Below are 20,825 nucleotides of genomic sequence, written 5' to 3' on the forward strand. Positions count from 1 at the left end.
CTCCTCCTGCAGCTCGCGCCACCACTTGTCCACGTTACCGACGGGTAGCGGCCACGACCGCTTCACCGGATGTCTGTCCGCTCACGTCGGCGGCGGGGCTTAACCCGGGCCACAGCCCCGGTCCCCGCTATTCTGGCCGGGCTGATCACGATCGACGGAGGTGCCGGACGTGCGGGAATGGCTGCTACTGCTGGGGGCGGTCGGCACCGAAGTGTGCGCCACGTTGTCGCTGCGCGCGGCCCAGGACAATTCGATGTGGCTGATCATGGTGGTGGCCGGCTACGTCACCTCGTTCTATTTCCTGACGATGGTGCTGCGGGCCGGCATGGCGGTGGGGGTCGCCTACGGCATCTGGGGCGCGCTGGGCACCGCCATCACCGCGGCCGCGGCCGCCCTGATCTTCGGCGACCCGTTCACCACCCCCATCGTCGCCGGGATCGGGCTGATCGTCGCCGGTGTGCTGATGGTCGAGATGGGCTCACGGCACGCGCGCGCCGACGAGGCCGCGTCGTGATGTGGCTGGCCCTGGCCGGGGCGATCGTGATCGAGGTGTTCGCCACTCTGGCGTTGCGGGCCTCGAACGGCTTCCGCAACAAGGTGTGGATCGCCCCGGTGATCGTCGGCTACCTGGTGGCGTTCGCCTTGCTGTACGTCACGCTGTCGCTGGGAATGCCGGTCGGCGTCGCTTACGGGGTATGGTCGGCCGCCGGTGTCGCGTTGGTCGCGCTGATCGCACGTGCATTGTTCGGCGAGCCGCTGACCCCGTTGATGATGGGCGGTATCGGGTTGATCATCGCCGGCGTGCTCACGATCGAACTGAGCGGCGACGCGGGCTAAGCACCCCAGCCAGCACGACGGCCACCAGCCCGGCCGCGGGCACCGTCAGCAACCCCGCCCGCAGTGACACGGCGTCGGCGATTGCACCGACGACGATCGGCGAGCCCAGGAAGCCGACTCGCATCAGCCAGGTCAGCGCGGTCAAGCCGGTACCCGGACGCAACCCCGGAAGCTCGTCGGCGGCGTGCATGGCGGCCGGCACCAGCGTCGCCGAGCCGAAACCGGCGGCGGCGAACCCCGCGATGGTGCCCGGAATGCTCGGAAACGCCAAGGCGGCCGCCATGCCCAGCGCGATCACCAACCCCCCGGCCCGGGCCACGGCGGCCTGCCCCCATCGGTCGACCATCCGATCGCCCAGCACCCGGCCGACGAACTGGAAACCGACCACAGCGACGAACCCGAATGCCGCGATCGCCGCCGGGGCCGACAGTGAGTCCCGCAGATACAGCGTGGCCCACGAACTTCCCGCGTCCTCGATGACGGCACCGGCGATGGCGATGGCCACCAGCGCCGCCAGCACGAGGTAGACGATGCGCCCGGCCCCACCCGGGCGCCCGGCCTCGTGGTGCGCCCCGAGTTCGCGGTGGTCGGGACCGGGCAGCAGGAAGCGGTACCCGATCACGCAGGCCGCGCTGAACACCATCCCCGACACCCCCAGCTGCACCGCCCGCGGAATGCCGAGAAAGATCGCGCCGGCTCCCATCAGCCCACCCAGGACCGCGCCCGACGACCACACCGCGTGCAGCGAGTTGATGATGGATCGCCCGTAGGCGCGCTGCACCCGAAGCCCGTGCACGTTCTGGGCGACATCGGTTACCGAGTCGGCCGCACCCGCGCAGAACAGCGCCGCGGCCAGCGTCGCCCCGGTCGGCGCCAGCCCGGCGGCGAGGACGAACACCGCGATCAGCGCACTGCCCACCACCGCGACCACCGAGGAGCGGTAGCGGCGGATCAGGATGGCGGCGGCGGGGCCGGTCAGCAACGCCCCGGCCGAGAACGCCGCAACGGCCAGGCCGAACGCGATATTGGACAATCGCAGGTCCGCTTTGATCTCGGGATAGCGCGGCAACAGGTTGGCGAACAGCGCGCCGTTGGTCAGGAACAGTCCCGCGCTGGCGATCCGGGCCCGGCGGTTTCGCACGCCGAGTCCGGGGGTGGCCATGTCAGGCGAGGTTACGGGTAACCAAGCAAGATGGCAGCCATGACTGACGCGTCGCTGTCCGAACTCGCTCGCCGGTTCGGCGTGGCCACCGAGTTTCACGATTGGACGGGGCGGCTCGTCGCCGTCGAGGAGGCCACGCTGGTCGCGGTCTTGGCCGCACTCGGTGTCGAAGCCGGCACCGAAGAGGGTCGTGCGGCAGCACTTTCGGCCCTAGCCGACCGGTATTGGTCGCGGTCGCTGCCGCCTACCATCGTCGGCCGTCTCGGCAGCGAGACGTCGTTCTGGGTGCACGTCAGCCATGGCGATCCCGCCCATGTCTGGGTTCGGCTCGAGGACGGCACGGTCCGCACCGGGGTGCAGCAGGCGGACAACTTCACCCCGCCCTTCGAGCTGAACGGCAGGCTGGTGGGCGAGGCGACATTCGTGCTCCCGGCAGATCTGCCGTTGGGGTATCACCGGGTCCATCTGCGTTCCGGCGGTCAGGAGTGCAGCACTGCGCTGATCGTCACCCCGGCCTGGCTCGGTCTGCCGTCGAGGCTCGGTGCGCGCCGCACCTGGGGGCTGGCCACCCAGATCTACAGCGTGCGGTCGAAGAATTCCTGGGGCGTCGGGGATCTCGCCGATCTCGCCGATCTGGCGGTCTGGGCCGGTGCGCGCCATGGCGCGGGCTACGTCCTGGTCAATCCGCTGCATGCGGCCGCACCGACGCGGCCCATGGAGCCCTCCCCCTACCTGCCGACCTCGCGGCGCTTCACCAATCCGCTCTACCTGCGGGTGGAGGCCGTCCCCGAGTTCGCCTACCTACCCAAGCGCGGTCGGGTGTGGAAGTTGCGCACCGCCATCCAGGCCCGCGCCGGCAAGGTCGACACCATTGACCGCGATGCCGCCTGGGCCGCCAAACGCGTTGCGTTGAAGGCGATTTACCGGGTGCCCCGGTCGGCAGGCCGCCAGCTGGCCTTCGACGCCTTCAAGGAGCGGGAAGGACGGGCGCTCGACGACTTCGCCACGTGGTCGGCGCTGGCCGAGAAGTTCGGCGGCGACTGGCACACCTGGCCCGAGGCGCTGCGGCACCCCAGAAATCCCGAGGTGGCCGAGTTCGTCGCGCGCCACGGCACCGCGGTCGACTTTCACCGATGGCTGCAGTGGCAACTCGACGATCAGCTCGCTGCCGCCCAGTCCCAGGCCGTCCGTACCGGGATGGCGCTGGGCATCATGCATGACCTGGCCGTCGGCGTACACCCCGACGGCGCCGACGCGTGGGCGTTGCAGGATGTGCTGGCCCGCGGTGTCGCCGCCGGTGCGCCGCCGGACGAATTCAACCAGCTCGGCCAGAACTGGTCCCAACCGCCCTGGCGCCCTGACCAGCTCGAAGAGCTTGGCTATCAACCGTTTCGGACGCTCATCGCGGCGATCCTGCGGCACGCGGGCGGAGTGCGCATCGACCACATCATCGGGTTGTTCCGAATGTGGTGGATTCCGGAGGGCGCCTCCCCGACCAAGGGCACCTACGTGCGCTACAACCACGAGGCGATGATCGGGATCGTCGCCCTGGAGGCGCACCGGGCGGGTGCGGTCGTTGTCGGTGAGGATCTGGGCACTGTGGAGCCGTGGGTTCGGGACTACCTGCGGGCACGGGGATTGCTGGGGACGTCGATCCTGTGGTTCGAGCACGAGGGCGGTCGCCCGCTGGAGGCCGAGCGGTGGCGGGAGCTGTGTCTGTCGTCGGTGACCACCCATGACCTACCGCCGACCCCGGGCTATCTGGCCGGGGAACATGTGCGGCTGCGCGACGAGTTGGGTCTGCTCACAAGGCCCGCGCACGATGAGCTGGCCGACGATCATGCCGAGCAGGCCGCGTGGATGGCCGAACTGCGCCGGGTTGGGCTGCTCGGGGTGTCGGCCGATGAGGAACAGGTGATCTTGGGCCTGTACCGATATCTGGCCCGCACACCGTCCCGGTTGTTGGCGCTGGCGCTGACCGATGCGGTAGGTGACCGGCGCACCCAGAATCAGCCCGGCACCACGAACGAGCATCCGAACTGGAGGGTTCCACTGACCGGCCCGGACGGGACGCCGCTGCTGCTCGAGGACGTGCTGACCGATCCCCGGGCCCAGGCGCTGGCCGCCGCACTGCACTCGGCCACGGCGCCACACCCGGAGTAGCGGTGCCAAAGTTCAGCGCCGGCGTGCTGCTGTACCGGACCGTCGAGGGGACCGTCGAAGTGTTGATCGGGCACCCCGGCGGCCCGTTCTGGGCACGTAAGGACGACGGTGCCTGGTCGATTCCCAAGGGCGAGTACGAATCCGGCGAAGATCCATGGGCGGCCGCGCAACGCGAGTTCGCCGAGGAGCTGGGCTGCGGGGTTCCGGACGGTCCCCGCATCGCGTTCGAACCGGTCAAGCAGTCGAGCGCAAAGGTGCTGACGGTGTTCGCCGTCGGCGCCGACCTGGACGTGACCGACGCCCACAGCAACACCTTCACGTTGGAATGGCCGAAAGGGTCGGGACGGCTGCAGGAGTTTCCCGAAGTGGATCGGGTGGCCTGGTTCCCAGTGGCGCAGGCACGGCGCAAGCTGCTCAAGGGCCAGGTGACGTTGCTGGACCTGTTGATGACTCATCTGCCGGGACTGGGCGAAGGCGACGCGGGTCAGCCGGGTTAATCTCACGACGTGAAGGTCGCCGTCGTCGCTCCCATCGCGGCCGGGGTCACCGCCGACCCGGTGTGGATGAGCGAATTCGCCCGCCATCTCGAGGTGTGTGGTTTCGAATCGATCATCATGGCGGAGCACACGATATTGGTGACCCGCTACAGCAGTGTGTATCCCTACGACCCCTCCGGACGGGTCGAGGTGGCCCCGGACTGTCCGGTCCCCGACCCGCTTGAGACGTTGGCGTTCCTGGCCGGCCGCACAACCGCGCTCGGGCTCGCCACCGGCGTGCTGGTGTTGCCCAACCACCACCCGGTGATGCTGGCCAAGCGGGCCGCCAGCATCGACGTGCTGTCCGGCGGGCGGCTGCGACTGTGTGTCGGGGTGGGCTGGATGCGCGAAGAGGTCGAGACCTGCGGGGCCGATTTCGGCAGCCGGGGCAGGCGCGCCGACGAACAGATTCAGGTGCTGCGGGCGCTGTGGGCCGACAACCCCGACGGGATCGGCCATCACGGCGAGTTCTATGACTTCGACAATGCGATGTCCTATCCGAAACCAGTTGCCGCACAAGGTGTCCCGATTCACATCGGCGGGCACAGCCGGGCCGCCGCACGGCGAGCGGGACGGCTCGGTGACGGTTTTCAACCACTGGGGGTGGCGGGCGCCGAACTGGCGACGCTGGTGGAGGTGATGCGGATAGCCGCCGAGGAGGCCGGACGCGACCCGGACATCCTGGAGTTGTCGCTGGGCCACCTCGTCACCAAGATCGACGCCGACCGCGCCGGGCGGCTCGCCGAAGCGGGCGCCGACCGGCTGGTGCTGGGGATGCCGCCGGTCACCGATGTCGAGGAGGCCAAGGACATGCTCTCGGCGTGTGCCCAACGGCTCGGTTTGCGGCCGTGAGCCTGTCGGCGTCGGACCGCTTGACGCTATCCGACCTGGTGCATCGTTACGCCGCAGCCGTCGACGATGGCGACGTGGCGGCGGCGATCGAATTGTTTGTCAGCGACGGTGAATTGATACTGCCCGAGCCGCCCGATGTCCTGACGCCGGCGCGTTCTCATTGCGGTCCGGATGCCATCGGCGCCGCGCTGGCCGCGGCGACAGGTGTCGGGCGAACCCACCACGGTATCGACTCGGAGGTTTACACCGCGGGATCGACTCCCGATGTGGCGCATGGCCGTATCGCGGCGACCGCACACCATTGGAGCCGGCGCGGCGACGACATCGTCGATCTGGTGTGGTACCTGCGCTACGACGACGAGTACGTCCGCGGTGCCGCGGGGTGGCTACTGGCGCGCCGGGCGCTGACGATCAACGCGATCGAGACGCGGCCGACGCGACGCTTGCGCTAGGCCCGGGATCTCACCGCGAGCAGACATAGAATCGCACGAAATCGGGCCAATTCGTGCGATTCTACGTCTGCTCGCGCCCGCCGGTCCTCAGTTCCGGGATTGCAGCGCCTCCTGACCGAACGTGCCGACCCCCAGGGACCCGTCCGGCAACACGAGCTCCCCGCTTTCCAGCCGGGATCGCAGATAAGCGAAGGTCTGTGCGGTCTGGGCGAACAGATGCTCCCCGGCCACCAGCGCCGCCCGCGACGGTCCGTCGGCATCGGCGAACTGCGGCAACGGTTGTACCACGGTGTGGTAGTCGACATTGAAGAACAACGGGAACGAGTACCGCTCTTCGGCGACCTTGCGTACCCGATGTGAGGTGGCCACGAACGCCCCGTTGGTCCACAACTCGAGCAGGTCGCCGACGTTCACCACGAAGGTGCCGGGAATCGGCGGGACATCGATCCACTCGCCGGCCCCGTTGAGCACCTCCAGCCCGGGCGCCGTCGGCTTGAGCAGAGTGAAGCACTCGTAGTCGGTATGGGCGCCGATACCCTGGGCGTCCTGCGCGTCGGGGTTGTACGGATAGTAGATCAGCCGCAGCTGGCTCGGTGTCTTGGTGGCGTGCCTGGTAAACGTATCCGGATCCTCGTCGAGTGCTACCGCGAACGCCCACAACAGATCCTGCCCGACGCTCAGCACCGCCTGGTAATACTCGGTGACCGTCTCCGCGAATCCGGGTATGTCCGGCCACACGTTGGGCCCCAGCATCGGATTGCCCGCGAGATGATCGGGGTCGTCGGTGGGCAGGTCCAATGCGGTGTCGAACGCCTCCTTCAGGTCAGCCGACTGCTGGCCGTAGAGACCCTCCTCACCCACCGGCACGTATCCGCGATGGCAGGTCGACAATCCGATGTAGGACTTCATCTTCTCGTCCATCGGCAGGGCGAAGAACTGTTTGGTCGCGGTCAGTAGCCTGTCGAACATCTCGTCGCTGACGTTCGTGCCGGACACGTAGAAGAATCCGACCTCCCGGGCCGCCGTGCCGAGCTCGGCGGCCACCCGCTCCCGCTCGGCACGATCGGCCGACCGCAACCCGCTGATGTCGATGACGGGTACCGATTGAAATGATGTCGCCCCACTCACAGTGTCACGCTTCCTTCGCTTTCCTTGATCTCCCAGGCGATGTCATCGTCGACTCGTACCTGTCCTGCCGTCTGTCGCGGACGTAACGACCTGCCCACGCGGTGCGGATCGGCAGAAACAGTTATCCGCCAATCGGTTCCGCCCACCACCCCGAGGGAAACCTCCGTCACGGAGGCGCTCCGGTGAGCCCAGCCGAAGCGCTCCCCTACTCGCACCAGCAGTCCGGTCGCGCCATCGCCGGTCGACAACAACAGGCCCCAGCACGGCTGCACCGGACCCGGGTCGCGCTGCCAGTGCTCGGTGTAGTCGGCGTGTACACCGATCTCGACCAGTACGGTGCCGGCCCAGCTCATCCGCCCGGCGTCGGGCAGACCCGGCGGCTGCATGTCCACGACCCTGGTCCACTCGAAGATGTCGTCTCGCTGACCGAGCCGGCCGGCGAAGCCCTCCCCTGGGCCACGAACGTCGACGAACAGCGAGATACCTTGTAGCCATTCGACATTCGTTCCAGTGTCGCGCGTGCCGTCTGCCTCGATGAGCAGGGTGCGTCGCCACAGCCCGGTGCAATCCGCAATCACTGGCCTCATAGTGCGGCCTCCCACCGGTCGCGAAGCTGCCTCAGCCCGGCCTCGGTGGGCCGGCCCAGCGCCCGGACGCGGGCGATACCCCCGTCGGGGTACGCCTGCACCCGGATCGCCGTGATGGCGGCGGCCGCCACCACGAACACCTGCCTGGCATCGGGAATCAGCCGGGTGCGCGGCAGCACGACCTCGTCGAATGACAACGCCCACCATGGACGTCCGGGGCCCGGGTGGTCCTGGGTGCCACGCACGCAGACTTCCCGGGAAGCGTTGAACACGAAATACGAGGTATCGATCTCGATGCGGTCCAGGTCGGTAGGGGCCAGGAACGAGATCGTCACCGCGTCGTGGGTATCGGGCCCGATGTCACGCCGGCGCCGGGCCTCCCACCCGGCGCCCATGTTGTGCGGACGGTCGGCGGCGATCACCGCGCGCGCGTCGGAGTAGAACGCGTCGCTGCAATGTTCGACCCGCCCACCCTGTTCGGCACCGGAGACCTCGACGGTCACCCCCGACCACAGGGCAGGGTCCGGCACGGCATCGCCGTAGGCCCGCAGCCGCGCCACCCCGCCGTCGGAGGCGATCGCCAATTTGAGGTGCGTGTACCGGCGCCGGTCGGCGATCGAGATCGGGTTGTGCGCGTCCGGTTTCAGCGGAGTCAGCGGCGCCAGTGGCCGCCAGTCCGCACCTGCATGGCACGGATCGGCGCCCGCCGCCAGTGTCGCGCCGTGCAGCACGCAGCCGGTCGGATGGTTGCCAGTGAAGAATCGGGTGTCGACGTCGACGGTGCGCAGCCGGCCGGGCACGCCAAGACGGATGACCGCCCAGTCCCCGTCGGGTGCGTGCCTGCGGGTTTCCCAGCCGTCGACCACCTCACCGCGCAGGTCGAAAGTGCCGGGTAGGAAACTCGGTTCGGCGGGGTCGATCAGTCGTTCCTTGACCCCGAATGATTCGTCACTGGCCGCGACCACACTCCCGCCGACCGCGCGACCGGCGAGATCCAGACCCGCATCCCGGTCGAAGATCATGAGTCCAACGCCTGCGACAGCGGCCAGTGGGTGCGCGGGTTGGCCGGCCCCGGGGCATAGGCACCGACCTTGCTGGTGGACAGCCCCAGCCCGACCAGCATCTGGGCCAGGCCCACGGCGGCGGCCACCCCGTCGACAGCGGGCACACCGAGTGCCTCGGTGATCGCCGCGACCACCCCGGCCATCCCGGCGCAGCCCAGGCAAATCACATCGGCACCGTCCGCAGTCACCGCGCGTTCGGCCTCGGCGACAATGGCTTTGACCGCGCCGGCCGGATCCGCGTCGACGTCCGCGGTTCGGAGACCACACGCCCGTACCGATGCGCAGTGCGCGGCCAGTCCGGCCAGCAGCAGCCGGTCCTCGATCGGGGCGATGGATCGGGCCAGCGTGGTCACCACCGAAAAGCGCCTGCCGATCAGATGGGCTACGTGGGCGGCGGATTCGGCGATGTCGAGCACCGGGACGGTCAGCATCTCCTGCAGCGCATCCTTGCCGTGCTCACCGAAGCCAGCCAGCACGACCGCGTCGGCGTCGAACGCTCCGGCCGCCAGCTGGGTGGCGACGACGTCCATCACACCGACCGCGGACAGGTAACTCTCGCTGGCGGAGTCGATCGCGACTGTTCCGAAACCCGGCTGCGTGGTCACAATCTCGGTTCCCGGCGCGGCCACGGCCCGGGCTGCGGCGTCGATTTCGGCGGTCATCGTGGCCGACGTGTTGGGATTGATCACCAGGATTTTCACGCCGGCTCCCGAACCTCGGCACAGAGCAGCTCGCCGCGGCTGTCATCGTCGACCACCCGCCCTCGGCGCCACATCTGACGCACCACGCCGGTCAGGACGACGTCCTCGTAGGGGGTGATCGGATGGCGGTGCCGCAGGTCGGCGCCATGCACCACCCACGCCGTATCGGGGTCGAACACGCAGAAGTCCGCGCGCCGGCCCGTCGCGATGACCCCACGATCGCTGAGGCCCGCGAGTTCGGCCGGCGCCTGCGCCATCCATCGGCACACATCGGCCAGGCCGAACCCGGCGCGGGCGGCTCGGGTCCACAGTGCGGGCAGCGCGATCTGCAACGAGCTGATCCCGCCGAACGCCCAGCCGAAGTCACCACCGACCAGGTCTTTGTGCCGGGGTGCGCACGGCGAGTGGTCGGATACCACCATGTCCACGGTGCCGTCAGCGAGCGCCTCCCACAGCTGGGCGCGATTGTCCGCACCGCGGATTGGCGGGCATGCGGCGAACGCCGTTGCGCCGTCGGGAATCGTCTCCGCGGCGAAAGTCAGGTAGTGCGGGCATGTTTCGGCGGTGACGGGCAGGCCGGCGCGTTTCGCCTCGGCGATCATCGGCAGTACAGCGGCGCTGGAGACATGCACGATATGAGCCTTGGCACCGGTGTCGGCGATGGCGTCGAGCACGATGCGGACCGCGTCCTGCTCGGCGGCGTCGGGACGCGAGCGCAGAAATCCCTGGTAGTCGCGACCGGTCGGCTGCGGGCAGCCGGCCAGCACCCGTGAACTCTCGGCATGCACGAGCAGCACCGAATCCAGTTCCGCGACAACGGACATCGCGCGGCCGAACTCCGCGGGGTCGAGCGGCGGGAAGTCCGGGTTCCCGGACTCGGACAGAAAACACTTGAACCCGAGCACACCCGCGGCGGCGAGCTCACCGATCGATCCGAGATTGCCGGGGACGATACCGCCCCAGAACCCGGTGTCGACGCGGCACACGCCGGTCGCCGCGGCTCGCTTGACATCCAGTGCGGCCGCGGTCGTCGTCACCGGGTCACTGTCCAGCGGCATGTCCACGACGGTGGTGATGCCGCCGGCCAGCGCCGCCCCGGTGGCACTGGCGAAGCCCTCCCAATCGGTGCCCGGGTCGTTGATGTGCACGTGGGTGTCGACCAGGCCGGGCAGCAGCACCACGTCCGGCTCCAAGACGGTCTGCCCTGCGGAGTCGACAACTGCGTCGATGTCACGAACGACCCGGATCAGGCCGTCCGCCATGCCGATTGCGGCCGGGCGGACCGCACCGTCGATCACCGCGCGCGGGGCGCGAATGACGTGCTCGACGGATGGGGGGCTCACCGCGGCCGCACCGGACCGAAGCGCTCCTCGAGCCGATGGGTCAGCTCCGGCCAGACATGGGGGTCGTGGCCGGGCACCAGCTCGTAGCCCTTGTCGGCCGCCAACTTCTTCAGCCGGCGGATCGGCTCCACCGTCTCTGCCGGGTCGACGTCGATGAACCCGCCGATCGGTAGTTCGTGCTCGATGTTCTCGGTCAGATCGGCAGCGTCGAAGGCGAACACGAAACCCCCACCGCCCACGGTCTGATCGAGTTCGACCACGAAGCTCTGGTGCCCCGGGGTGTGACCGTACGTGGGCACCGCGGTGATACCGGGTGCGATCTCGGCCTCGCCGTCGGCCAACACCCAATCGATCCGGGGATCGTCGAAGTCGACGCGCACGATGGCATTCCGTTCCGGCTCAGGGTGATTCGACAGGCCATACTCCAGCTCGCGGCGCTGCGCATGCACCGGCACCTTGCCGGCGAACAGCTTTACCCCGCCGGCATGGTCGTGGTGCAGGTGTGACAGCCCCACCAGGTGGATGTCGTCGACGTCGATGCCGATGTCGTGCAACGACTCTTCGATCGGCTCCCCCGGACCCGGCAGCACCGGGATGTACTCCACGGTCGGGAAGAATCGCCGGTACAGCGCCGGATCACGGATCAGCGCGGTGTTGAACCCGGTGTCGAGCAACACCCAGCCGCCGTCGGTCTGCAGCAACACGCCGGGGACGGGCTCCCGCATCCGCTGCTCCGGTGGCGACCCGTAGACCGACACCGACTTGGGCAACTCCTCCCAACCCAGGGTCAGCAGGACGATGCGGCGAACCTTTCCGTCTCCCAGGACCACTGGCGTCAGCCTACGGACAGCGCGGCCAGCCGCAGCGAGTTCGGATTGGTCACCACGTGGGCCTGCTCGACACCCTTGAGCCACGGCTGGGCGACCACGAAGTCGTCCACGTCGGCGATGTTCAACCAGCAACCGGTCTTGATCGCTTCGTCACCGGCGGCCCCGAAGTCCGCGGGCGCCCCGGACACCAACCCCTTGGCCAGCGCGTCGGTCACCGGCGGCGCCGAGCAGCCCAGGTAGTTCAGCCCACCATCGGGATCCCAGGAGATGTGTCCCCAGGTGTAGGGCGAGGGGGCGTCCGGCCATGCCAGCGCGGTCAGGATGTCCGGTGCGGACTGACCGTCCGAGCCGATCCAGCCGTAGATCTCCGACGTCGGGTAGGCCTGGACCTTCGCCGTGAGACCGGCTGCGGCCAGCTGGGTTTGGATCAGATTGCTGATCAGCTGGTTGTCCGGGTTCGACGAGTCGTAACCGACGGTCAGCGACTTCTGATCGGCGGGCAGGCTAGCCGCGAGCGTCGTCAACGCCGAGGCGTCCAAGGTCAGGTTCTGCTTGGCGAAGTCGGTACTCAACATCCGCGGCGGGTAGATCTGGTCGGCGACCTTGCCACGGCCGAAATAGGTCTGCTTGACCAAGGTGTCCACGTCGATCGCCTTGAGCACCGCGTTGCGGTTCGCGGCGTCGGTGAGCATGCCCTTGTGCGGGTTGAGGTAGAGATAGTTCGACATCATCGTCGGCAGCGAGTAGTGCGAGAACTTGTCGTTGTTCAGGTACTGGCCCACCGCCGAGGACGGCAGATCGTGCAGGATCGCGGCGATCTGGCCGTTGTTGAACTGCAGCTGCTGGGCCGACACGTCGGTGATGACGGGAATCTCGACCTTCTCGAAATACGGCTTGGGGCCCCAGTAGTCGGGGTAAGCCTCCAGCGCGTAGCGCGACCCGACCTCCGCCGCGGTGAGCGTGTACGGACCGGTGCCCAGATCGTGGGTGGTCAGGTACTGCTCCGCGTTGTCGGTGCCGCCGAACTTCTTCAGGCCTTCGGGGCTGACCATGCGCGGACCGTACGGGCAGGCGATGTAGTCCAGGAACGCCGAGTTCGGCCCCTTGAGCGTGACGGTGACCGCGTGATCACCCTGGGTGGTCACCGACTCGATGTCGGACACCATGTAGGCCGGGCCCTGGTTGACCGCGAGCCGACGGTCGAAGGAGGCCTTCACCGCGTCGGCGGTGAACGGTGTCCCGTCGTGGAACTTCACCCCTTCGCGCAGTTTGAAGGTGAACACCCGGTGGTCCGGTGACTCGGTCCACTCGGTGGCCAGCAGTGGCTCGATTTCCGGCTTGTCCGTTCCGGCCTTGTAGTCCAGCAGGCCCTCATAGGTGTTCATGGTCAGCAGTAGGCCCTGGCCGGCGTAGAAGATGTCGGGATCCGGCGGCTGCCCCGGATCCTGGAGGAACGACAGGTGCAACACCTTGTCGGTCGGGGCGGCGTTGGGTGCGCCGCCGGAGGAATTGGACCCACCGCCGCAGGCGGAGGCGACCAGCAGCACCGCTGTGCCCGCGGCCAGGACGCCGAGCGGGCGGATTCCGAAACGCTTCATCGGGAGACTCCTTCGAGGACGGGTGTGCCGAGCCGCTCGAACGCGGCGATGATCTCGTCACCGGTGCGCATCGCACCGGCCTGTAGGTATTCCATGGCATCCAGCGCGGCCTCATGCCGGTAGACCGACGAACCGCCGACGCAGTCGGTCACCACCCGGACATAGAAGTCCCGCTGGTGCGCGTCGGCGAACGTGTAGTGCACGCACACGTCCGTCAGGCCGCCGATCAGGATCAGTGTGTCGGCCTTCAGGCCGGACAGCACGATCTCGAATTCCGTTCCGATGAAGCCGGAATAGCGCCGCTTGACGATGTGGAACTCGTGGTTGGGGCCGTCGAAGTCCGGGAGCAGCCTGGGGTGCAGCGGGGTGCCTCGCCGGCCTTCGACGCAGTGCTCCCCCTCGTTGCCGTCCAGCTCGCGGCCGAAGTCGATGCCGCTGGGCCGGTGCACCTCCTGGAAGAAAACGATGGGGATACCCGCGGTGCGGGCGGCGGCGATCAGCCGCTCGGCCAACTCGATCCGGTCGTCATAGCCGGGCATGTGCTCGATGCCCACCTCGGCGGCGGGCATATCACCGCCTTCTTGCATGTCGACGACGACCAGAACCGGGTTGCCCACGATCAGTGGCTGTTTGGGCACCTAACCTATCCTCCTATAACTGCGATGCGGGGGTCTGCGGCGGCCTGGAGAAGATCCACGGCCGTATTGATGAAGACGTAGAGAGCGCCGAGCATCAGCGTCACCCCGGCGATCGCCGGGAAGTCCGCGACCGGGATGCTCTGGGCGATGTACTGGCCGATGCCCGGCCAGCCGAAGACCTGCTCGACGACCAGTACGCCGGAGAACATCAACCCGACCTGCAGTCCGGTCATCGACAACGCCGAGCCGATGCAATTCCGCAGTATGTGCCCGGCCACGATCCGGCTCTCCGACAATCCTTTTGCTCGTGCGGTACGGGCGTAGTCACTGTCCATATCGGTCAGCAGGCTCGAACGCAGCACGCGGCCGATGGCCACCGCTGGGCCCAGGGCGATCACCAGCGCCGGCAGGATCAGGTGGTGCAGGGCGTCGGTGACGACGTCGAAGCGCCCGCTGAGCAACCCGTCGACGGTCAGCAGCCCGGTGGGCCCGGTGGGTGGATTGCTGATCCCGGTGCGGCCATTGGCCGGCACCCAGCCCAACTTCTGGTAGAAGACGATCAGACCGAGGATGCCGAGCAGGAACATCGGCGCCGATGCTCCGGTGAACAGAATCGCCCGCAGCACAGCCGATCCCCGCCATTTCAAGGTGGTGCTGAACGCCAGCAGCACGGCGAGCACCAAGGCGATGCCGATGCCATACAGCGCGAGCTCCAAGGTGGCCGGCAAGAAGCTGCCGAGATCGGACGCGACCGGGTGGCGAGTCCGATACGACGTTCCGAGATCGCCGTGCACCGCCGCGGTCAGGTAGTGCCAGAACTGGGTGAAGAGGGGGTCGTTGAGGCCGAGCGCTTCGCGGCGCGCGGCCACCGCCGACGCCGAGGCCTGCGCACCCATCTGCGCCTTGACCGGATCCAGCGGTGAAATATGTTGCAGCACAAACATCACCGCTGTCAGCGCGATCAGGATCGCCACCATGGCGGCCAGCCGGGAGGCTACGAATGTTCTCATCGAGTCGCCCCCTAGCTGGTCTTCATGAGGTTGCGCAGGCTGTCGCCGGCGATGTTGCCGATCAATGCCAGGACCAGCACACCGAGGCCGGGCATCACCGGAATCCACCACTGCTGCAGGAAGTAACTCAGATTGCGGGCGGCATCCGCGCCCAGTTCAGGGGCCGGCGCGGATTGGCCGAGACCCAGGAACGACAGCGCCGCCAGGGTGAGGATCAGGGTCCCGAGATCCAGGCTGGCGGCCACCAGTGCGTTGGGCACCGCGCCGGGCATCAGGTGGCGCAACGCGACCCGGACCGGTCCGACTCCGGCCAACCGGGCCGCCTCGACGTGCGGGCGGGCCGCCAACCGGGTGATCTCACCGCGGACGAGCCTGGCGTAGAACGGCCACCACACGATGGAGACCGCGATCAGGGTGTGAATGAAGCCGGGGCCGAGAGCGGCGACGACGGCGATAGCGAGAACCGGTGCGGGTAGCGAGAGGAATCCGTCGGTGATGCGCATCAGGGCACCGTCCACCCAGCCGCCGGTTGCCCCGGCGATCAGTCCGACCAGACCGCCGATCAGCAGCCCGACCGCGACCACCACCAGTGCGGCAAACCAGCTCGACCGCACGCCGAACAGCACCCGGCTGCCGATGTCGCGTCCGACGCTGTCGGTGCCGAGCAGGAAACCGTCCCTGCCCGGCGGCTGCAGCGGCATGCCGACCGGCACCAACGGATCGTGCGGGGCCAGCACCGGCACCGCGACCGCGACGAGTGTCACCAGCAGCAGTAGCGACACGCCAAGCCAATTCAGAATCACCGCACGGTCTTTCGGCAACGCCGCCAGTCGCTTCTCACGGCCGCGCAGCAGTGCCGGGGCGGGTATCGCGATGGCCATCAGCGCGCCCTCCGTTCGATACAGGCGACCTGGTGCGGGCGGCCGGGGACACCTTCCAGGCGCACGTCGAGTTCGATTCCGCTGCACGCGTCGATCGCGATGGGACACCTCGGGTGGAAAGCACACCCGGTGGGCGGTGACAACGGGCTGGCCGGCTCGCCGGCCAGCACCCGGCAGTCGCGACCCAGATCCGGGATCGCGTCGACCAGCGCCTGGGTGTAGGGATGGGTCGGACGCCCGATGACGTCCTCGGCGGGGCCGATCTCGACGATCCGGCCCAGGTACATCACCGCGATCCGGTCGGCCACCACCCGCGCCACCGACAGGTCGTGGGTCACGAACACCACCGACATGTCCAGCCCACGCCGCAGCTCACCGATCAGGTTGAGCACCGACGCGGCCAGGGACACGTCGAGGGCACTGGTCGGCTCGTCGCAGAGCAACACCTGCGGCGGGATCACCGTCGCCCGGGCCAGGGACACCCGCTGGCGCTGGCCGCCGGAGAGCTGTGCGGCGCGCGACGAGACCACATCCTGGGGCAGGCCGACCCGCTCCAGCACCGCGGCAATGGCATCTTTGCGTTCGGCGCGGGACAGAGTCCGCAGTCGCTCCCCGATCAGCTCGCCCACCGACAGCCAGGGGGTAAGCGACGCACCGGCGTCCTGGAAGACCATCTGCGGACGCTGGTTTCCGGCCAGCTCGACGTCGCCGGTCGTCGGCTTCTCCAACCCGGCGATGATCCGCAGCAGTGTCGACTTGCCCGATCCGCTCTCGCCTACCAATGCCACCGATTCGCCGTGCGCGACGGTGAGCGACACTCCGCGCAGCGCCTGCAGTTTGCTCGGCTGCGCGCCCGAGCGGTCGAGCCAGCGTCGGCGGCGCACGGCGAACGCCTTGGTCACCGTTCGGACGTCGACAGCGGCGGGCTGTTCACCTTCGACGTCGGGGGAATCGGCGAAGACTTCGGCACCCGTTTCGGCGGCGACCACGGCGCCCAGCTCGGCGCGCATCTGCTCAGGCGCCACGATGCAGGCGCTGACCCGGTTGGTGTCGACGTCCATCGGTTCCGGTGGTGTGCTGGCGCATTCGGGCCGGGCCAGTGCACACCGTGGCACGAAGGCGCAGCCGGGCAGCGGAGCGGTCGGGCTCGGCACCTGCCCGGCCATCGCGGCCAGCGGACGGTCGCGGGCCGTGTCCAATGTCAGCCGTGACTGCAGCAGGCCGTGGGTGTAGGGGTGCGCCGGCGTCGCGAGAACCTCGGCGGTCGGACCGATCTCAGCGATCCGACCGGCGTACAGCACCGCGATGCGGTCGGCAATCTGGGCCGCGACCCCCAGGTCGTGGGTGATCAGCACGATGCTGCAGCCGATCTCGGTGCGCAGCCGCTGCAGGAGCGCCAGCACCTGTGCCTGCACGGTGACATCCAGGGCGGTGGTCGGCTCGTCGGCGATGATCAGCTCGGGGTTGCCGGCCACCGCGATCGCGATCATCACGCGCTGCCGCAGACCGCCGGACAATTCGTGCGGGTAGGCCCGCATCCGGCGCTCGGGCTCCGGAATGCCGACGGCGGTCAGAAGTTTGAGGGCCTCGGCACTGCTGCCGGCCACCTCTTCGACCTGCTTGCCGATCCGCATCGTGGGGTTCAGCGACGTCATCGGGTCCTGGAACACCGCGCCGAGGTCCAACCGCCGGACTTTGCGCAGCTGTTTGGCCGCGCCGGTGAGCATGTCGGTTCCGCAGACCCGGACGCTGCCGCCGGTCTTGGCACCCGCGAGCAGGCCGAGCATGCTGAAGCCCAGCACACTCTTGCCCGATCCGGATTCGCCGACCAGGCCGACGATCTCGCCGGGGGCAATGCTCAGTGACACGCCGCGCAGCGCATGCACATCTTTGCCGTTGCGGCGGAACGTGACACGCAGGTCCGCCACCGCCGCGACCAGGTCGCCGGTCGGCATCGTCGCCGGGGCGTCAGGTAGCGCAACACTTGTGGCGCTCGCCATCGCAGAGTCTCCCCGAGGGTCGGTAGGTCACGAGGATGAGCTCGCCGGTGAGCCATCAGCCTGTCGATTGACAGTTTTACGGGCCGCGTGTCGCCATGGGTGTCGCTGGCGTAACCAAACCAAGACGGCGCGTAACCGATAGGTATCCCGCGTTTCTGTCGTGTGACAGAAAATCCCGAAGTCTGTCTTTTCGCAGGTGGTGTGGGCCACCATCGGATTCATGGAGACAACGCGGGCCGGCCGCCCGCGCTTGACCGAACGGCGCAGGCCCGGCCTGACCGCCCGGGAGGAGATCCTCGACGCGGCGGCAGAACTGTTCACCACCCGTGGCTACGCCAGCACATCCACCCGGGCGATCGCCGAGGCGGTCGGCATCCGCCAGGCCTCGCTCTACCACTACTTCAAGACCAAGGACGAGCTGCTCTCGGCGCTGCTGCACCAGACCGTCACGCCGACCTTGTTGTTCCTGTCCGCGCTCCGGCGCGCCGAACCGCCGCCGACGCCGGCACAGTGTCTGCACGCCCTGGCCGCGTTCGACGGCGCCCAGCTACTGACGTCCCGATGGAATCTGGGCGCGCTCTATTTGCTGCCGGAGCTGCGGGAAGCCCGGCTGGCGACATTCTGGACCGAACGCGAGCGGCTCCGGCTGGCCTACCTCGATCTGAGCCGGTCCATCCTGGCCGGGACCGGGGTCGCAGACGACGCGGCCGACCTGCCGTTCCGCCTGGTCGAGTCGCTGGTGAACATGTGGTCGCGCCATCCCGAACCCGACCACGCGACGCTGGCCGGCCACGTCGCCGACGCCTGCCTGCGGGTACTCGGCCTCACCGAGGACGCGCTTCCGGTCCCGCGGGCAAGCACTGACGCCTACCTCGCCGGCTACGGCAGTACCGACGGGCGCACCGGCGGCGGAGTTCGCGTCGGTTGACCTTCAGGCGTTTGTAGGATCGGGCCATGCCGCTGGCCGAAGGCGAGACATTCGCCGGCTACACGATCCTGCGACTGCTCGGCGCGGGCGGAATGGGTGAGGTCTACCTCGCTCAACATCCCCGGCTGCCCCGCCGCGACGCCCTCAAAGTCCTGCCCGCCTCGGTCAGCGGCGACACCGAGTACCGCGCCAGATTTGAACGCGAGGCCGATATCGCCGCCACGCTGTGGCACCCCTCCATCGTCGGCATCCACGACCGCGGCGAGTTCGACGGGCAGTTGTGGATCGCGATGGACTACGTCGACGGCACCGACGCGGGTGCCCTGCTGAAGAGCCATCCCAACGGTTTGCCGCAGCGCGAGGTGCTCAACATCGTCTCCGCGGTGGCCGACGCGCTGGACTACGCACACCAACGGCACCTGCTGCACCGCGACGTCAAACCCGCCAACATCCTGGTCGCCAGGCAGCAGTCCGGTGAGGAGCGAATCCTGTTGGCGGACTTCGGTATCGCACGATGGGACAATGACACCAGCGGGTTGACGCAGACCAATATGACGGTCGGCACGGTGGCCTACGCCGCCCCCGAACAACTGATGGGCCGCGACCTGGACGGACGCGCCGACCAATACGCGCTGGCCGCCACCGCCTATCACCTGCTGTGCGGATCACCGCCGTTCCAGCATTCCAACCCCGCGGTCGTGATCAGCCAGCATTTGTCGACGGCGCCGCCCAGCCTGGCCCGACTCCGCCCGGAGCTGGCCGGCCTCGACCCGGCTTTGCGCAAGGCGCTGTCCAAGGACCCCGCCGACCGCTTCGAGCGGTGCGTGGACTTCTCCCGGGCCCTGGCCCACCAGATCACCACACCCTTGTCCGGCGACGGCCTGCCCGACGCCGACGTCACCCGGCTGACCCCGATCACCGATGCGGCACCGGTGGGCGGCGAACCGGAGCCGCCGGCCCGCATGTCGTGGCTGCGACCGGCGATCCTGGTCCCGGTGCTGCTCGTCATGCTGATCGCGGTGGCCGCCGCGTTCATCGCCGGCCGCAACCGCGGTGAGACGGTCGCCACCCAGGACGTCCGCAGCTCCACGACGACCGCCACGACCACCAGCATCGTCCCGCCGCCCCCGCCGACGACCACCACGACCACGACCACGACCACCAGCGTCGTGCCGACTGCTACCGACACCGTCACCGTCGAACCGACCCCCGCCGTGGTGATCGGCTCGCGGTGCGCCCAGCCCGGAGCCACCGGAACCACCGCCGACGGGATGACGGTGTACTGCAGCCAGCTGCAATACACCAACCGTTATCTGTGGTCGGTGCACCAGGGCGAGATCCCCAACCCGGTGCTGACCACCTCACCCACCGCGATCCCGCCGCTGGAAGACGAGTCGCCGGTTCAGATCTGCGTGCAGGAAACCGGGCACAGCCGGTTGCGCTGCGCGGCGGACATCCTTCGCGGCAACGGCGACTAGGTTCTGCGCCCAAACCGACGATTTGCCGCACTTGTGCGAGTGAATCGCGCCGAAACGTCGACCTCGACATACGAGCGATGAAACATCCTGGTGCGGTTGTGACGATAGAGGTCCCAGAAGCGCCGATCCGTGGCCCTTCGATATCTGCGCTATGTTCGACCGGAGACTTGAGACGGAGGTTGGAGTGAAAAGGCTCATCCTGGTGGCCGCCGGCGCGCTTGCCGCGGGCTCGGCAGCAGCCGCCCTCAGCATGGGGTCCAGTAGCGCCGACCCGAACGCCGGCGGCACGCTCAACATCCTCGGCGAACCGTATTACAAGGCGGTGGCGATCCTGCACGCCCAGGGCGTCTCGACGGTGTTCGGCGGCTCGGTCGGAAGCGACGTCCCGCAGGCCAAGTGCATAGTGCAGAGCCAGAAATACCTGGCCAGCGGCAAGATGCAGCTCATGCTGAACTGCACCGAGTCCGCCCAGCCCGAGGCTCCGCCGTCGGGTTCGTCGGGTAGCGCGCCCGCTCAGCAGTTCCCGTCCGACGGCGGTTCCCGCCCGACACCGGGCGCGCCCGGCACCGTGACGGTGACGCCGACCCAGGTCGGCTGACGCCCCCTCTCGGCTAGACTTCTCGGCGTCGGGCCCGCC

At 68.5% G+C, this 20,825-nt stretch carries 21 protein-coding genes; 9 read left to right on the top strand and 12 right to left on the bottom strand.

Going from position 1 to position 20,825, the window contains the following annotated elements; all coding sequences use genetic code 11:
* The first annotated feature begins 169 nt into the window (after positions 1 to 169).
* Together ORI27_RS05390 and ORI27_RS05395 are read left to right on the top strand one after the other, a co-directional pair.
* On the top strand, positions 170 to 514 hold the full coding sequence (locus ORI27_RS05390) for a DMT family transporter (protein ID WP_265995524.1): 345 nt from the start codon (positions 170 to 172) through the stop codon (positions 512 to 514).
* Positions 514 to 837, top strand: a complete 324-nt coding sequence (locus ORI27_RS05395; RefSeq protein WP_265995663.1) for a DMT family transporter — start codon at positions 514 to 516, stop codon at positions 835 to 837. Before ORI27_RS05390 ends, ORI27_RS05395 begins: the two co-directional genes overlap by 1 nt.
* On the opposite strand, the gene ORI27_RS05400 is transcribed toward ORI27_RS05395, so the two are convergent.
* Positions 806 to 1,999: an MFS transporter gene (locus ORI27_RS05400; RefSeq protein WP_265995525.1), complete on the bottom strand. Its 1,194-nt coding sequence runs from the start codon at positions 1,997 to 1,999 to the stop codon at positions 806 to 808. The genes ORI27_RS05395 and ORI27_RS05400 overlap by 32 nt on opposite strands.
* Positions 2,000 to 2,029: 30 nt before the next feature.
* Here ORI27_RS05400 and malQ point away from each other — a divergent pair, with 30 nt between their 5' ends.
* Genes malQ through ORI27_RS05420 form a run of 4 tightly spaced genes read left to right on the top strand, consistent with a single transcriptional unit; the run spans position 2,030 to position 6,002 of the window.
* Entirely contained in the window at positions 2,030 to 4,162 is a 2,133-nt protein-coding gene (gene malQ / locus ORI27_RS05405; RefSeq protein ID WP_407666219.1) for a 4-alpha-glucanotransferase, read from the top strand.
* Positions 4,163 to 4,164: 2 nt separating this feature from the next.
* Positions 4,165 to 4,659 (top strand): NUDIX domain-containing protein, encoded by a 495-nt coding sequence (locus ORI27_RS05410; RefSeq protein ID WP_265995527.1) that lies wholly within the window; start codon positions 4,165 to 4,167, stop codon positions 4,657 to 4,659.
* Between the two features lie 9 nt (positions 4,660 to 4,668).
* The gene (locus ORI27_RS05415; RefSeq protein ID WP_265995528.1) at positions 4,669 to 5,550 is read left to right on the top strand and encodes an LLM class F420-dependent oxidoreductase; all 882 of its coding nucleotides are present in this window, start codon (positions 4,669 to 4,671) and stop codon (positions 5,548 to 5,550) included.
* Positions 5,547 to 6,002: a nuclear transport factor 2 family protein gene (locus ORI27_RS05420; RefSeq protein WP_265995529.1), complete on the top strand. Its 456-nt coding sequence runs from the start codon at positions 5,547 to 5,549 to the stop codon at positions 6,000 to 6,002. Before ORI27_RS05415 ends, ORI27_RS05420 begins: the two co-directional genes overlap by 4 nt.
* A gap of 87 nt (positions 6,003 to 6,089) precedes the next feature.
* Here ORI27_RS05420 and ORI27_RS05425 read toward each other — a convergent pair whose 3' ends face one another.
* Genes ORI27_RS05425 through ORI27_RS05475 form a run of 11 tightly spaced genes read right to left on the bottom strand, consistent with a single transcriptional unit; the run spans position 6,090 to position 17,782 of the window.
* Complete coding sequence (locus ORI27_RS05425; RefSeq protein ID WP_265995530.1) at positions 6,090 to 7,130, bottom strand: isopenicillin N synthase family dioxygenase; 1,041 nt, start codon at positions 7,128 to 7,130, stop codon at positions 6,090 to 6,092.
* Positions 7,127 to 7,717, bottom strand: coding sequence for a hypothetical protein (locus ORI27_RS05430; RefSeq protein WP_265995532.1), 591 nt, complete (start codon positions 7,715 to 7,717; stop codon positions 7,127 to 7,129). Before ORI27_RS05430 ends, ORI27_RS05425 begins: the two co-directional genes overlap by 4 nt.
* Positions 7,714 to 8,739, bottom strand: a complete 1,026-nt coding sequence (locus ORI27_RS05435) for an allantoicase (RefSeq protein ID WP_265995533.1) — start codon at positions 8,737 to 8,739, stop codon at positions 7,714 to 7,716. The genes ORI27_RS05430 and ORI27_RS05435 overlap by 4 nt, the downstream gene beginning before the upstream one ends.
* Positions 8,736 to 9,482 (bottom strand): aspartate/glutamate racemase family protein, encoded by a 747-nt coding sequence (locus tag ORI27_RS05440; protein ID WP_265995534.1) that lies wholly within the window; start codon positions 9,480 to 9,482, stop codon positions 8,736 to 8,738. Before ORI27_RS05440 ends, ORI27_RS05435 begins: the two co-directional genes overlap by 4 nt.
* Positions 9,479 to 10,825 (bottom strand): allantoinase AllB, encoded by a 1,347-nt coding sequence (gene allB, locus ORI27_RS05445; RefSeq protein WP_265995535.1) that lies wholly within the window; start codon positions 10,823 to 10,825, stop codon positions 9,479 to 9,481. Before allB ends, ORI27_RS05440 begins: the two co-directional genes overlap by 4 nt.
* Positions 10,822 to 11,655, bottom strand: a complete 834-nt coding sequence (locus ORI27_RS05450) for an N-acyl homoserine lactonase family protein (RefSeq protein ID WP_265995536.1) — start codon at positions 11,653 to 11,655, stop codon at positions 10,822 to 10,824. The genes allB and ORI27_RS05450 overlap by 4 nt, the downstream gene beginning before the upstream one ends.
* Positions 11,656 to 11,660: 5 nt before the next feature.
* Entirely contained in the window at positions 11,661 to 13,253 is a 1,593-nt protein-coding gene (locus ORI27_RS05455; protein WP_265995537.1) for an ABC transporter substrate-binding protein, read from the bottom strand.
* Positions 13,250 to 13,891 carry a cysteine hydrolase family protein gene (locus ORI27_RS05460; protein WP_265995538.1) on the bottom strand — a complete coding sequence of 214 codons (642 nt, stop codon included), beginning with the start codon at positions 13,889 to 13,891 and terminating at the stop codon, positions 13,250 to 13,252. Before ORI27_RS05460 ends, ORI27_RS05455 begins: the two co-directional genes overlap by 4 nt.
* Positions 13,892 to 13,896: 5 nt before the next feature.
* The gene (locus ORI27_RS05465; protein WP_265995539.1) at positions 13,897 to 14,901 is read right to left on the bottom strand and encodes an ABC transporter permease; all 1,005 of its coding nucleotides are present in this window, start codon (positions 14,899 to 14,901) and stop codon (positions 13,897 to 13,899) included.
* A gap of 11 nt (positions 14,902 to 14,912) precedes the next feature.
* Positions 14,913 to 15,782, bottom strand: coding sequence for an ABC transporter permease (locus ORI27_RS05470; RefSeq protein ID WP_265995540.1), 870 nt, complete (start codon positions 15,780 to 15,782; stop codon positions 14,913 to 14,915).
* Positions 15,782 to 17,782, bottom strand: coding sequence for a dipeptide ABC transporter ATP-binding protein (locus tag ORI27_RS05475; RefSeq protein WP_265995541.1), 2,001 nt, complete (start codon positions 17,780 to 17,782; stop codon positions 15,782 to 15,784). Before ORI27_RS05475 ends, ORI27_RS05470 begins: the two co-directional genes overlap by 1 nt.
* Positions 17,783 to 18,002: 220 nt before the next feature.
* Between ORI27_RS05475 and ORI27_RS05480 the strand changes: the two genes are divergently transcribed.
* From ORI27_RS05480 to ORI27_RS05490, 3 genes are all read left to right on the top strand, one after another.
* Complete coding sequence (locus ORI27_RS05480; protein ID WP_265995542.1) at positions 18,003 to 18,710, top strand: TetR/AcrR family transcriptional regulator; 708 nt, start codon at positions 18,003 to 18,005, stop codon at positions 18,708 to 18,710.
* A 26-nt stretch (positions 18,711 to 18,736) separates the two neighbouring features.
* Positions 18,737 to 20,188 carry a serine/threonine-protein kinase gene (locus ORI27_RS05485; protein ID WP_265995544.1) on the top strand — a complete coding sequence of 484 codons (1,452 nt, stop codon included), beginning with the start codon at positions 18,737 to 18,739 and terminating at the stop codon, positions 20,186 to 20,188.
* A gap of 184 nt (positions 20,189 to 20,372) precedes the next feature.
* Positions 20,373 to 20,786, top strand: a complete 414-nt coding sequence (locus ORI27_RS05490; protein ID WP_265995545.1) for a hypothetical protein — start codon at positions 20,373 to 20,375, stop codon at positions 20,784 to 20,786.
* Positions 20,787 to 20,825 lie beyond the last annotated feature (39 nt).

Source organism: Mycobacterium pinniadriaticum, assembly GCF_026242045.1.
Classification (GTDB): Bacteria; Actinomycetota; Actinomycetes; order Mycobacteriales; family Mycobacteriaceae; genus Mycobacterium; species Mycobacterium pinniadriaticum.